Here is a 13,244-nt window from a genome sequence, read left to right as displayed (position 1 = left end):
TGAATGCAACACCGCGAGGAGGAGCCCATGGCAGGCCCGGCGAACGAGACGCCCGCGCAGGAGCAGGCACGGAAGGGGCACGAGGTCCCCGACCTCTCCGCCGAACGCGTCGACCACCGCTTCAAGGCCCTCCCCCCGGACGCCGAGGGCCTGACCGTCGGCGAACTCTCCGCCCAGCGCCGCGACCTCTTCACCGGCGGCTACACCACCCCCGTCCTCGCCCTCTCCGCCGAGTCCGTCGCGCACAACCTGCGCCTCCTGGAGACGTACGCCGAGCGCCACGGCCTGGCCTTCGCCCCGCACGGCAAGACCTCCATGGCCCCCCAGCTCTTCGACCGGCAGCTGGCGCACGGCGCCTGGGGCATCACCGCCGCCGTGCCCCACCAGGCCCGCGTCTACCGCGCCCACGGCATCGCCCGGATCTTCCTCGCCAACGAGGTGGTCGACCCCGCCGCCCTGCGCTGGCTCGCCGCCGAGCTCGACGCCGACCCGGACTTCCGCTTCGTCTGCTACGTCGACTCCGTGCGCGGCGTCGAGCTGATGGACGGGGCCCTGCGCGCCGCCGGGGCGGTCCGGCCGGTGGACGTCGTCGTGGAGCTGGGCGCGGGCGAGGGGGCCCGTACCGGCGTCCGTACGGAGGCCGAATGCGCCGCCGTCGCGGACGCGGTCGCCGCCACCGCCACCCTGCGGCTCGTCGGCGTCGCCGGGTACGAGGGCGAGGTCCCGCAGGCCGACCCCGAGCGGGTCCGCGCCTGGCTGCTGCGGCTCACCGGCCTCGCCGCCGCCTTCGACGCGGAGGGCCGCTTCGACGCCGGGATCGGCGAGATCGTGGTGAGCGCGGGCGGCAGCGCCTGGTTCGACACGGTCGCGGAGGTCTTCGCGGAGATCCCCGCGCTCTCCCTCCCGGTCCTGAAGCTGCTGCGCTCCGGCGCGTACGTCTCGCACGACGACGGCCGCTACCGGGACGTCACCCCCTTCAACCGGGTCCCCGAGGAGGGCGCGCTCCGGCCGGCCTTCCGGCTCTGGTCGCAGGTCGTCTCCCGGCCCACCGGCGAGCAGGCCTTCACCAACGCGGGCAAGCGGGACGCCGCCCACGACCTGGACCTCCCGGAGGCCCAGGTGGTCCGCGACGCCCGCACGGGTGAGATCCGGGCCGCCGGGGGCATCACCGTGACGGGCCTCTCGGACCAGCACGCCTGGCTGCGCACGGAGCCGGGCGCGGACCTGGAGGTCGGGGACTGGGTGGGGATGGGCCTCTCCCACCCGTGCACGTCGTTCGACAAGTGGCAGCTCATCCCGCTCGTCGAGGCCGACGGCACGGTGGTCGACCACATCCGCACGTTCTTCTAGGACGGGAAGCCGAGGAGCCGGAACAGTGCTGGAACTCGTCATCCGTGACGCCGAGGTCGTCGACGGCAGCGGCGGCCCCTCCTACCGGGCCGACGTCGGCGTCGAGGGCGGCCGGATCACCACGATCGTCCAGGAGGCCGCGGCGGCCGGCGGCCGGCGGCCCACCGGCCGCCGGATCCTGGACGCCGAGGGCCTCGTCCTCTCCCCCGGCTTCGTCGACATGCACGCCCACAGCGACCTCGCGCTGCTCCGCGACCCGGACCACTCCGCGAAGGCCGCGCAGGGCGTGACCCTGGAGGTCCTGGGCCAGGACGGCCTGTCGTACGCGCCGGTGGACGACCGCACGCGCGCGGAGGTGCGGCGGGCGATCACCGGCTGGAACGGCGACGGCTCCGACCTCGACCTGGACTGGCGCACCGTCGGCGAGTACCTCGACCGGCTCGACGGCGCGCACGGCGGCCGGGGCATCGCCGTCAACGCCGCCTACCTCGTCCCCCAGGGGACGGTCCGGGCCCTCGCCGTCGGGTGGGAGGACCGCCCGGCGACGGAGGCCGAGCTCGACCGGATGCGGCGGCTCGTCGCCGAGGGCCTGGAGCAGGGCGCGGTCGGCATGTCCTCCGGCCTGACCTACACCCCCGGGATGTACGCGCCGGACGCCGAGCTGACCGAGCTGTGCCGGGTCGTCGCGGAGTACGGCGGCTACTACTGCCCGCACCACCGCTCGTACGGGGCCGGGGCGCTCGATGCGTACGCGGAGATGGTCGCCCTGACCCGCGCGGCCGGGTGCGCCCTGCACCTGGCCCACGCCACCATGAACTTCGGCGTGAACGAGGGCCGGGCCCCGGAGCTGCTCGCCCTCCTGGACGCGGCCCTGGACGCCGGCGCGGACATCAGCCTCGACACCTACCCGTACACCCCCGGCTGTACGACCCTGGTGGCCCTGCTGCCGAGCTGGGCGAGCGAGGGCGGCCCGGAGGCGGTGCTCGCGCGGCTCCGGGACGACGCGACGGCCGAGCGGATCAGGCACCACCTGGAGGAGACCGGCTCGGACGGCTGCCACGGCGTCCCCGTCGACTGGGACACGATCGAGGTCTCGGGGGTGACCGGGCCCGCGCTCGCGGGGTTCGTCGGCCGCCGCGTCGACGGCTGGGCCACGGCCCGCCGGCTCCTGGTCGAGGACCGGCTCGGCACCACGATCCTCCAGCACGTCGGCCACGAGGAGAACGTCCGGACGATCATGCGCCACCGGGTGCACACCGGCGGTTCGGACGGCATCCTCCAGGGCCTCAAGCCGCACCCGCGCGCGTACGGCACGTTCCCGGAGTACCTGGGGCGGTACGCGCGCGACCTGGGCGTCCTCTCCCTGGAGGAGTGCGTCGCCCATCTGACCTCCCGCCCGGCCGCCCGCCTCCGCCTCCCCGACCGGGGCCTGGTCCGCGAGGGGTACGTGGCCGACCTGGTCCTCTTCGACCCGGCGACGGTCGCCGCGGGCGCGACGTACGCGCACCCGAGGACCCTCCCGACGGGCATCCCGCACGTCCTGGTCGGGGGGAGGTCCGTGATCGAGGACGGGAAGCGGACGGACGTGCTCGCGGGCCGCGCGATCAGGAGGACGCCGGTCTCCCGGTAGGGCCTGCCCGGCGGACCGGGGCCGGGGCGCGCCCACGGGGTCGGTGCGCCCCCGCCCTCCTACCGTCCCGCGCGCACGGGGCCGGCGTCCTGCGCGGCGCCGGCCCGCCACGGCTCCCGCCGCGCCCACAGCAGCCCGAGCGCGGCCACGGCCGCCGCCGCCGCGAACCCGTACCACGGCGTCCGTCCCGACGGCGCCGTCTCGTACACGAGGGCCGCCGAGAGCACCGCGAGGACCTGCCCCGCCCTGCCGTACCACGCCACCGACGCGACGACGGCCGTCCCCCACAGCAGGTACCAGGGCTGGACCATCGGCGAGAGCGCGACGAGGGCCACCAGGGAGAGGCCGAGGCCGAGGACCGGGTCGAGGAGCCCCCGCCACGAGCGCCACGCGAGGACCGCGATCAGGACGAGCGCGGCGGCGAGGCCCAGCTTCTGCACGAGGTCCTTGACCGGGTCGGGGTCGTCCGCGAGGAGCAGTCCGAGTCCGAGCCCGAGGTCGCTGGTGACGGACAGGGCGGTGTGGATGGTCCCGGCGACGCTCTGCGTCCGCAGCCATCCGAACCCGGTCCCGGCGAGCAGCGTCGCCCCGGCCGCCACGGCGCCCGCGACGGCCCCGGGCAGGACGAGGCCCTTCGCCAGGCCCCGGGCGCCGCCCCCGTCCCGGCGGGCGACCATCACCCCGATGAAGAGCAGGGCGACCGCCGCCGGGGACTTCACCATCACGGCGAAGCCGACGAGGACGCTGCCGAGCACCCACCGGCCCCGCGTCGCGAGGAGGACGCCGCCGAGGACGAGTCCGATCATCAGGCCGTCGTTGTGCGTGCCGCCGACGACGTGGATCAGGAAGAGCGGGTTGAGGACGGCCAGCCAGAGCGCGCCCGCCCGGCCGCCGGGTCCGCCGCCGAGCCCCCGTACGGCCCACACGGCGAGCGCGAGCGCGCCGAGGGCGATCAGGCGCATGCCGAGGACGGCGGGCACGACCGCGCCGCCGGTGAGCTTCACGACCGCCGCCGCGAGGAGCAGGAAGGCGGGGCCGTACGGGGCGGGGGTGTCGGTCCAGTGCCCGCCGACGCTCGCCGCCGCCTCGGCGCCGAGGTCGCCGGGGGCGAGGACGGAGGGCCCGGCGCCGTACACGTCGTGCCCTTCGAGGACCATCGCCCCTTGGGCGACGTAGCTGTAGACGTCCGCGCTGTACAGCGGCGGGGCGAGGAGCAGCGGCACGGTCCAGCAGACGAGCGTGGCGAGGACCCCGCCCCGCGCGCCCCGGGCCTCGGACGATCCGTCCCGTACGGCCTTCCCGTTCCCGCCCCGCGCGCCCCGGGCTTCGGCTCCCCGGGCCTCGGGCGACCCGCCCTCCGCGCCCCGGCCCGGGGCCGCCCCGCCCCGCGCCTCCCGGCCCAGCAGCACCCCGTACCGCCACCACGCCGCGACGAGCAGGGTCAGGCCGAGGTACGCGAGGAGGGCCCCGGCGACGGTGGGCGCCGAGCCGTGCCGCTCCCACAGCCCCCAGCCGCCGCGCACCGGCAGCGTCCCGGCGAACCATCCGCCCACGGCGACGGCGAGCGACCCGCCCGCACCCAGCCACCGGCATCCGGAGGCACTGAAAACCCACATGGCGTGCCAACCTATCCGGCCCCGCCGTACGGCGGTGTCCCCGGCCCCCGGCCCGCCACCGTCCCCGACGTGGCCCAAAACACGGAGCGTCCCGGCCGCCCCGGTCGTAAGCTCTCGTCATGCAGGTGATCCAGTCCACGAAGCTCGCCAACGTCTGTTACGAAATCCGGGGTCCGGTGCTCGAAGAGGCGATGCGGCTCGAAGCCGCGGGTCATCGCATCCTCAAGCTCAACACGGGCAACCCGGCCGCCTTCGGCTTCGAGTGCCCGCCCGCCATCCTGGAAGACGTGCTGCGCAACCTGGCCGACGCGCACGGCTACGGGGACGCGAAGGGGCTGCTCTCGGCCCGCCGGGCGGTGATGAGCCACTACGAGACCAAGGGCATCCCGCTCTCCGTCGAGGACATCTACCTCGGCAACGGCGTCTCCGAGCTGATCCAGATGGCGATGCAGGCGCTCCTCGACGACGGCGACGAGGTCCTCGTCCCGGCCCCGGACTACCCGCTGTGGACGGCCTCGGTGTCGCTCGCGGGCGGCACGGCCGTGCACTACCGCTGCGACGAGCAGGCCGACTGGATGCCGGACCTCGCGGACATCGAGCGGAAGATCACCGACCGCACCAAGGCGATCGTGATCATCAACCCGAACAACCCGACGGGCGCCGTCTACGACGACGAGATGCTGCGCTCCCTGACAGAGATCGCCCGCCGGCACGGCCTGGTCGTCTGCTCGGACGAGATCTACGACAAGATCCTCTACGACGGCACCACGCACACCCCGACCGCCGCCATCGCCCCCGACCTGCTCTGCCTCACCTTCAACGGGATGAGCAAGAACTACCGGGTGGCCGGCTTCCGCTCCGGCTGGCTCGCGGTCTGCGGCCCGAAGCATCACGCGTCCTCGTACATCGAGGGCCTGACGATCCTCGCCAACATGCGCCTGTGCGCGAACATGCCGGCGCAGCACGCGGTGGCCGCCGCCCTCCAGGGCCGGCAGTCGATAGAGGACCTCGTCCTGCCGGGCGGGCGGCTCCTGGAGCAGCGGGACACGGCGTACGAGCTGCTCACGCGGATCCCGGGCGTGACGTGCGTGAAGCCGAAGGGGGCGCTGTACCTCTTCCCGCGCCTCGACCCGAACGTCTACAAGATCAAGGACGACCGGCAGATGGTCCTGGACCTGCTGCGGGCCGAGAAGATCATGGTGGTGCACGGGACGGGCTTCAACTGGCACGAGCCGGACCACTTCCGGATCGTGACGCTCCCGGCGGCGGCGGACCTGGCGGACGCGGTGACGCGGATCGGGCGGTTCCTGGACGGCTACAGCCAGCCGTAGCCCTCGCGCGACCGGTGACGGACCCCCCACCGTCAGACGCGGCTCAACTTTAGACTCGATCTAAGCTAGGATGGCTCCAGAGCACCTCAGGAGGCCGTCCCATGTACGAACCGATCCGCACCAAGTCGGTCCACCGGATGGCCGACGACGACCACGACGCGTATCCGCACCGCTCCCGCGAGGAGGAGCTGGACATCCAGCTCGCCGGACACCTCGCGGCCCTGCTCGCCGTCACCGACGAGCTGGGCGACACGGAGGCCGGCGAGCTCATCGCCCGGCAGGTGGCGCGGCTGCGCGGCGCACCGCCCGCACGGCACGCCGCCCTGAGCGGCGCGTCCGCGCGGGAGCTGCACGGAAAGGCGCACGCCCTCGCGGGCCGCGCCCTGGTCGTCGCCGCCTCCCGGGCCGACACGGCTGTCGCGATCCTCGCCGCCGGGCGCATGGACGCGCACACCGCGGCACTGGCCGGGGAACCCACCCTGGTCGCCGCCCCCTGACGGCCCCGGTCCGCGCGGCACGAACCGCGCGGACCGGGCGCCAACCACCCCTCCCCGCCCCTTTCGGGCCGGGGGACGCGGTACCGCCTCCTCCGGTTCGGTACCGGGATCGCCCCTTCACCCCCCGTCCACCCGGCCCGCCCCGGAACGTGGGTTTCCGCGAGCACGCTTCCCGTGTGAGACGCATCCTGGGAATCGTCCTCGCCGTCCTGCTCCTCGGCGGCGTGGCCGCCGTCCTCGTGACGGGCGGCGACGAGGACACGGGCACGGCGACGAAGACCGTGCGGGGAGTCATCGGATCGGAGAAGGCCGAGTTCTTCGCCGATCCGCAGGTGGTGAAGGCCCTGGCCGCCAAGGGCTTCACCGTGGGCACCCAGACCTCCGGGTCCTGGGACATGGGCGAACTGCCCTTCGAGGGCTACGACTTCGCCTTCCCGGCCTCGAAGGCCCCGGCCGACGGCCTCCGCGCCAAGGCCGCCGAGCGGACGAAGGACAGGGCGGCCACCGCCCCGCTGCGGCCCTTCTACTCGCCGCTCGTCGTCGTCGCCCACAGCGCCGCAGCCCGGATCCTCGCCGGCAACGGCCTGGCGACCCTCGGCCCGCGCGGCACGAGCGGCACCCTGAAGATGGACGCCTACCTGGCGGCGGCCCGCGCCGACCGCACCTGGCAGCAGCTCAAGGGTGCCGAGGGCCACGCCGAACTGCGCGGCACCCTCTTCATCACCTCCACCGACCCGGTCGCCTCCAGCTCCGGGGCCCTCTACCTCGCCGCCGCGAGCTACGTCGCCGACGGCGGGCGGGTCGCGGGCGACAAGGCCGCCGTCGCCCGCACGGCCCCGCTCCTGCGCAAGCTGATCCAGGTGCAGGGCGCCCAGCAGGCCGGCTCCGACGCCCCCTTCCGCGACTTCATCAGCGGCGTCGGCAACCCGCTGGTCCTGGTGTACGAGTCCCAGGTCGCCGCGCAGCTCCTGGCCGGCCGGCCCATGGGCGACCTCGTCGTCCTCTACCCGGACACCACGGTCAGCAGCGACCACACCCTCGTACCGCTCACCGAGAACGGCCGGGCGCTCGGCGAGCTCCTCTCCACCGACCCCGAGCTGCGCCGGCTCGCGGTCCGCCACGGCTTCCGGCCGCAGGGCGCGGCGGGCGAGTTCACCGCCGCGACCGACGGCCACACCGCCTACCTCAACCAGACGCTGAGCGGAGTCCGCCAGGCGCCCGTGCCCACCGGCGAGGTGCTGCACGAGATGGCGCTGCGGGCCCGCGACCAGGGGGACACCGCATGACGACACCGCGAGACCCGAGGACCGCCGCTCCGAGAGGGACGACGGACCCGGGACACACCACGGCCCCGGCACCGCCCGGGCGCGGCGACCCGTTCGTCCTCGCCCCGCCCGGGCAGGACGTCCCGCTCGTCCTCACCCCGCCCGCCCCCGTGCCGCCGATCCGCGCCGCGCAGGCCTCCGGCCTGGTGCCGCTCGGCGAGGCGGCCCGTACGGAGATGACCCGCCGGGCCGCCGAGTACATCGGCTCGATCGAGGGACTCGACCCGCGCTCCCCCGAGTTCGCGGGCCGCGTCGGCGAGGTCGCGGCGCTCGGCGCGGGCGAGATGCGCTCGGCCGCCCAGCAGTCGAACCGCATGCTGGACCGCACGGTCCGCTCCCTCGGCGCCGGAGCCCCCGGCGGCGACCCGCAGGCCCGGGTCGGCGCCTCCCTCGTCGAACTCCGGCGCACCGTCGAGGACCTGGGCCCCCGCGACACCCCCGCCAAGGGCTTCAAGGGGCTCCTGTCGAAGCTCCCGGGCGGCAACCGGCTGCGCGACCACGTCGCCGCGTACGCCTCCTCGCAGGCCACCCTGAACCGGATCGTCGGCGCGCTGCGCGGCGGCCAGGACGAACTGCGCCGGGACAACGCCGCGCTGGAGACCGAGCGGACCCGGCTGTGGGAGACCATGAGCAGGCTCCAGGAGTACGCGGTGCTCACCGAGGCCCTCGACGCGGCCGTGGAGGAGCGGATCGCCGGCACCCCGGACCCGGCCCGGGCGGACGCCCTCCGCGCCGACCTGCTCTTCCCCGTCCGGCAGAAGCACCAGGACGTCCTGACCCAGCTCGCCGTCTGCGCCCAGGGGTACCTGGCGATGGACGTGGTCCGCCGGAACAACGACGAGCTGATCAAGGGCGTGGAGCGGGCGGCGACGACGACCCTGTCGGCGCTGCGGATCGCGGTGATGCTCGCCTCCGCCCTGGAGAACCAGCGGAAGGTCACCGAGCAGGTGGACGCGCTGCGTTCCACCACCGAGGACCTGATCCGGGGCAACGCCGGGATGCTGGCGACCCAGGCAGGCGAGATCCAGCGGATCGCGGCGGACCCGGCGGTCGGCGCGGAGACGCTCCGGACCGCCTTCCAGCAGATCTACCGGACGCTCGACACCATCGACGCGTACAAGGCGCGGGCGACGGAGTCGATGGCGGCGACGGTCCAGTCCCTGACGGCCGAACTCCAGGAGGCGAGCGCCCACCTGGAACGCGGCCGGCGCGCGCACGCGCCGGAGGGCGGGGCCCTCTCATGACCGACCTCACGACCGGCGCCTCCCGCGCGCCCCGCACCCGCGTCCGCCTTCCCGGGCGTGCGTTCGCCGCCCTCGCCCTCGCCCTGCTCGTCACCGCCACCGGCGGCTCCTGCGGGCCCGGCGACCGGCCTGCGAAGGACGACGGGAGCACGGCGTTCGAGCCCGGCACCCTCCGTGTCCTCGCCTCCTCCGAGCTGGCCGACATGGCCCCGGTCCTCGAAGAGGCCCGGAAGGCGACCGGGATCACCGTCCGCCCCACCCACGCCGGCACCCTCGACGCCGTCGAGCGGATCGCGTCCGGCGAGGCGGAGAAGGACTTCGACGCGGTCTGGCTCTCCTCCAACGACTACCTGCGGCTCCGCCCCGACACCGCGAGGAGGATCACCGGCGAGACCCCGGTCATGACCTCCCCGGTGGCGCTCGGGGTGCGGCCCGCCGCCCTCTCCCGGCTCGGCGGGGACCCGGCGAAGGTGACCTGGTCGCAGCTGCACCGGGCCGTCGCCGACGGGAGGCTGACGTACGGCATGACGGACCCCAAGCGCTCGAACTCCGGCCTCTCCGCGCTCGTCTCGGTCGCCTCCGGGCTCTCCGGCGCCCAGTCGGCGCTGACCGGGGAGGACGTGCGCCGGGCCACGCCGAAGCTCAAGGAGTTCTTCACCGGGCAGAAGCTGACCTCGGGCTCCTCCGGCTGGCTGGCCACCGCCTACGGCCGCCGTCCCGACGTGGACGCGCTCGTCAACTACGAGTCGGTGCTGCTCTCCTCGTTCCCGGCCGGGGAGCTGACCGTGATCCGGCCGTCCGACGGCGTCGTCACCGCCGACTACCCGTTCACCCTGCTCGCCTCCGCCCGGCCGGAGGCGAAGGAGGCGGCCGGGCGGCTCACCGCCTATCTGCGCACCCCGGACGTCCAGCGGCGGATCACGGAGACGACCCTGCGCCGCCCGGTCGTCGCCGGGGTCGCCCCGGCGCCCGCGCTCGCCCGCGACCAGCGCCGCGAACTCCCCTTCCCCGGCAGCCGATCGGTCGCGGACGGGCTGCTCGACGCGTACGACAACACCCTGCGCAGGCCCTCCCGCACGGTCTACGTGCTCGACACCTCGGGCTCCATGCGGGGCGAGCGGCTCGACCGGCTCAAGGCGGCCCTCACCGAGCTGACCGGGGACTTCCGGGACCGCGAGGAGGTCACCCTGATGCCGTTCGGCTCCTCGGTGAAGCGGGCGGAGGTGCGGACGCACGCGGTCGACCCGGCGGCCCCGAAGGCGGCGCTGGACGCGATCAGGGCCGGGGCGGCGGGGCTCTCGGCCTCCGGCGGCACGGCGGTCTACTCCAGCCTCCAGGAGGCGTACCGCTCCCTCGGGAGCTCGCCGGGCGACGCCTTCACCTCGGTGGTCCTGATGACGGACGGCGAGAACACCGACGGCGACACGGCCGACGGCTTCGCCGCCTTCCACCGCTCCCTCCCGGCCGAACAGCGGCGCACCCCGGTCTTCCCGATCCTCTTCGGGGACTCCGACCGGGCCGAGCTGGAGGGGATCGCGGAACTGACCGGCGGGAAGCTCTTCGACGCCACCGAAGGCTCCCTGGAAGGCGCCTTCGAGGAGATCCGTGGCTATCAGTGAGCGGCTGCTGCGGTACGCGGAGTCCCGCAAGAACCTGGCGGGCTGCCTCGGCGGCCTGGCCGGCGTGGGGATCGCCCTCACCGGCGCGGCGGGCGGCCTCTGGCCGCTGGTGGTCGCGGGCCTGTACGGGGCGGGGGCGCTGATCGCCCCGCCCGAGCGGCCGGCCGCGCCGGACTTCGAGGACGGGGGCGAGCGGCTCGGATCGCTGCGGGCGGACTTCGCGACCCTGCGGGCGTACCTCGCGGAGGCGGACCTGCCGGCCGTCGCCCGCGAGCGGCTCGCCGAGCTGGACGCGCTGCTCGAAGCGCTCCTGGAACCGGGCTGGGTGAGCGACCCGGACCACCTGCACGTGCTGGCCCGCGCGGTCCGCCAGGACGTGCCGGAGGCGGTCGACACCTTCGTACGGACCCGGTGGTGGTCGCGCGTGGCGCCGGGCACGGAGCCGCCGGAGCGGCATCTGGAGCGCCAGCTGGCCGCGCTGCGCGAGGAGGCGGCCGGGATCGCCGCCGCGCTCCAGGAGGCGGAGGAGATCCGGCAGCGGACGCACACCCGCTATCTGGAGGACCGGGGGCGCGGCTGACCGGGCGCATGCGCCGGCCCCCGGGGCCTGAGGGGGCTCCGGGGGCCGGGCGGATCGTGGTGGGCCGTCGTGACCCCACTGGTCAGGGCGGAATTTCGGGGCAACCCACCACGAGTTCGGGGTGCGGGATCAGCCGAGGCGCTCCACGAGCGCGCGGTACTCGTCCCACAGCTCCTTCGGCGTGTGGTCGCCGAAGGTGTTGAGGTGGTCGGGGACGAGGGCGGCCTCCTCGCGCCACACGTCACGGTCGACCTTGAGGAGGAACTCCAGGTCCTCGGCCGGCAGGTCCAGGCCGTCGGTGTCGAGGGACTCCGCGGTCGGCAGGATGCCGATCGGGGTCTCGACGCCCTCCGCCTTGCCGTCGAGGCGCTCGACGATCCACTTGAGGACGCGGCTGTTCTCGCCGAAGCCGGGCCAGACGAACTTGCCGGCGTCGTTCTTGCGGAACCAGTTCACGTAGTAGATCTTCGGCAGCTTCGCGGCGTCCGCGTTCGCGCCGACCTTGACCCAGTGGGCCATGTAGTCGCCCATGTTGTAGCCGCAGAAGGGCAGCATGGCGAAGGGGTCGCGGCGCAGCTCGCCGACCTTGCCCTCGGCGGCGGCGGTCTTCTCGGAGGCGACGTTGGCGCCGAGGAAGACGCCGTGGTTCCAGTCGAAGGACTCGGTGACCAGCGGGACGGCGGAGGCGCGGCGGCCGCCGAAGAGGATGGCCGAGATCGGCACGCCCTTCGGGTCCTCCCACTCCGGCGCGATGGTCGGGCACTGTCCGGCGGGGACGGTGAAGCGGGCGTTGGGGTGGGCGGCGGGCGTCTCGGACGCGGGCGTCCAGTCGTTGCCCTTCCAGTCCGTGAGGTGGGCCGGGGCCTCCTCGGTCATGCCCTCCCACCACACGTCGCCGTCGTCGGTGAGGGCGACGTTGGTGAAGACGGAGTTGCCCCAGAGGGTCTTCATGGCGTTGGCGTTGGTGTGCTCGCCGGTGCCGGGCGCGACGCCGAAGAAGCCGGCCTCGGGGTTGATGGCGTAGAGCCGCCCGTCCTCGCCGAAGCGCATCCAGGCGATGTCGTCGCCGATGGTCTCGACGGTCCAGCCGGAGATCGTGGGCTCCAGCATGGCCAGGTTGGTCTTGCCGCAGGCGGACGGGAAGGCGGCGGCGACGTACTTCGACTCGCCCTGCGGCGGGGTGAGCTTGAGGATGAGCATGTGCTCGGCGAGCCAGCCCTCGTCACGCGCCATGACGGAGGCGATGCGGAGCGCGTAGCACTTCTTGCCGAGCAGGGCGTTGCCGCCGTAGCCGGAGCCGTACGACCAGATCTCGCGGGTCTCGGGGAAGTGCGAGATGTACTTGGTGGAGTTGCAGGGCCATGGCACGTCCTGCTCGCCCTCCGCGAGGGGGGCGCCGAGGGTGTGGACGGCCTTGACGAAGAAGCCGTCGTCGCCCAGCTCGTCGAGGACGGCCTGTCCCATGCGGGTCATGGTGCGCATGGAGACGGCGACGTACGCGGAGTCGGTGATCTCGACGCCGATGGCGGAGAGCGGGGAGCCGACGGGGCCCATGCAGAAGGGCACGACGTACATGGTGCGGCCGCGCATCGAGCCGCGGAAGATGCCGTCCTCACCGGCGAAGAGGTCCTTCATCTCCGCGGGGGCCTTCCAGTGGTTGGTCGGGCCCGCGTCCTCCTCCTTCTCGGAGCAGATGAAGGTGCGGTCCTCGACGCGTGCCACGTCGGAGGGGTCGGAGGCGGCGTAGTAGGAGTTCGGGCGCTTGACCGGGTCGAGCTTCTCGAAGGTCCCCTTGGCGACGAGCTCCTCGCACAGGCGCTCGTACTCGGCCTCGGAACCGTCGCACCAGACGATGGTGTCCGGCTGGGTGATCTCGGCGATCTCGTTCACCCAGGAGACGAGCTCCTGGTGCTGGGTGGGGACGGTGGTGGGAGCCGCGTTGTCGCGCGCCACGATTGCTCCTTTTGAGGGGTTTTTTAGATGTTTGCCCCGTGGGGGCCGCGACCCGGATGCTTCGTAGCTTGCTCATCCGGTGCCGACCGCACTCATTTG

At 74.1% G+C, this 13,244-nt stretch carries 10 protein-coding genes; 8 read left to right on the top strand and 2 right to left on the bottom strand.

Going from position 1 to position 13,244, the window contains the following annotated elements; translation table 11 throughout:
- Positions 1–27 precede the first annotated feature (27 nt).
- Together ACWGSR_RS06810 and ACWGSR_RS06805 are read left to right on the top strand one after the other, a co-directional pair.
- Positions 28–1,350, top strand: coding sequence for an alanine racemase (locus tag ACWGSR_RS06810; RefSeq protein ID WP_453564040.1), 1,323 nt, complete (start codon positions 28–30; stop codon positions 1,348–1,350).
- Between the two features lie 25 nt (positions 1,351–1,375).
- The gene (locus tag ACWGSR_RS06805) at positions 1,376–2,980 is read left to right on the top strand and encodes an N-acyl-D-amino-acid deacylase family protein (RefSeq protein ID WP_453564037.1); all 1,605 of its coding nucleotides are present in this window, start codon (positions 1,376–1,378) and stop codon (positions 2,978–2,980) included.
- A gap of 59 nt (positions 2,981–3,039) precedes the next feature.
- Here the strand turns inward: ACWGSR_RS06805 and mptB are convergent, their stop codons facing one another.
- Positions 3,040–4,596 carry a polyprenol phosphomannose-dependent alpha 1,6 mannosyltransferase MptB gene (gene mptB / locus ACWGSR_RS06800; RefSeq protein ID WP_453564034.1) on the bottom strand — a complete coding sequence of 519 codons (1,557 nt, stop codon included), beginning with the start codon at positions 4,594–4,596 and terminating at the stop codon, positions 3,040–3,042.
- Positions 4,597–4,715: 119 nt separating this feature from the next.
- Between mptB and ACWGSR_RS06795 the strand changes: the two genes are divergently transcribed.
- The 6 genes from ACWGSR_RS06795 to ACWGSR_RS06770 all read left to right on the top strand — a co-directional run bounded on the left by ACWGSR_RS06795 (position 4,716) and on the right by ACWGSR_RS06770 (position 11,192).
- Positions 4,716–5,927 (top strand): pyridoxal phosphate-dependent aminotransferase, encoded by a 1,212-nt coding sequence (locus tag ACWGSR_RS06795; protein ID WP_125665733.1) that lies wholly within the window; start codon positions 4,716–4,718, stop codon positions 5,925–5,927.
- A 101-nt stretch (positions 5,928–6,028) separates the two neighbouring features.
- Positions 6,029–6,424, top strand: coding sequence for an SCO4983 family protein (locus ACWGSR_RS06790; RefSeq protein ID WP_366371443.1), 396 nt, complete (start codon positions 6,029–6,031; stop codon positions 6,422–6,424).
- Between the two features lie 149 nt (positions 6,425–6,573).
- A complete protein-coding gene (locus tag ACWGSR_RS06785) occupies positions 6,574–7,710 on the top strand; it encodes a hypothetical protein (protein WP_376234880.1) in 1,137 nt (378 codons plus the stop codon).
- The gene (locus ACWGSR_RS06780; protein ID WP_453564030.1) at positions 7,707–8,993 is read left to right on the top strand and encodes a toxic anion resistance protein; all 1,287 of its coding nucleotides are present in this window, start codon (positions 7,707–7,709) and stop codon (positions 8,991–8,993) included. Before ACWGSR_RS06785 ends, ACWGSR_RS06780 begins: the two co-directional genes overlap by 4 nt.
- Positions 8,990–10,612 (top strand): substrate-binding and vWA domain-containing protein, encoded by a 1,623-nt coding sequence (locus ACWGSR_RS06775; protein WP_453564027.1) that lies wholly within the window; start codon positions 8,990–8,992, stop codon positions 10,610–10,612. The genes ACWGSR_RS06780 and ACWGSR_RS06775 overlap by 4 nt, the downstream gene beginning before the upstream one ends.
- On the top strand, positions 10,599–11,192 hold the full coding sequence (locus tag ACWGSR_RS06770) for a hypothetical protein (protein ID WP_376234873.1): 594 nt from the start codon (positions 10,599–10,601) through the stop codon (positions 11,190–11,192). Before ACWGSR_RS06775 ends, ACWGSR_RS06770 begins: the two co-directional genes overlap by 14 nt.
- A gap of 129 nt (positions 11,193–11,321) precedes the next feature.
- Here the strand turns inward: ACWGSR_RS06770 and ACWGSR_RS06765 are convergent, their stop codons facing one another.
- Positions 11,322–13,145, bottom strand: a complete 1,824-nt coding sequence (locus ACWGSR_RS06765) for a phosphoenolpyruvate carboxykinase (GTP) (protein WP_453564024.1) — start codon at positions 13,143–13,145, stop codon at positions 11,322–11,324.
- Between the last annotated feature and the right edge of the window lie 99 nt (positions 13,146–13,244).

Source organism: Streptomyces sp. NPDC055632, assembly GCF_053618675.1.
Note: the sequence above shows the minus strand (reverse complement) of the source record. Positions and strands in the feature narration are given on the sequence as shown.

Excerpts from the sequence above, each read along its gene's own strand:
- mptB (WP_453564034.1), bottom strand. The coding sequence starts at position 4,596 with ATGTGGGTTTTCAGTGCCTCCGGATGCCGGTGGCTGGGTGCGGGCGGG.
- ACWGSR_RS06810 (WP_453564040.1), top strand. The coding sequence starts at position 28 with ATGGCAGGCCCGGCGAACGAGACGCCCGCGCAGGAGCAGGCACGGAAG.
- ACWGSR_RS06780 (WP_453564030.1), top strand. The coding sequence starts at position 7,707 with ATGACGACACCGCGAGACCCGAGGACCGCCGCTCCGAGAGGGACGACG.
- ACWGSR_RS06790 (WP_366371443.1), top strand. The coding sequence starts at position 6,029 with ATGTACGAACCGATCCGCACCAAGTCGGTCCACCGGATGGCCGACGAC.
- ACWGSR_RS06775 (WP_453564027.1), top strand. The coding sequence starts at position 8,990 with ATGACCGACCTCACGACCGGCGCCTCCCGCGCGCCCCGCACCCGCGTC.
- ACWGSR_RS06795 (WP_125665733.1), top strand. The coding sequence starts at position 4,716 with ATGCAGGTGATCCAGTCCACGAAGCTCGCCAACGTCTGTTACGAAATC.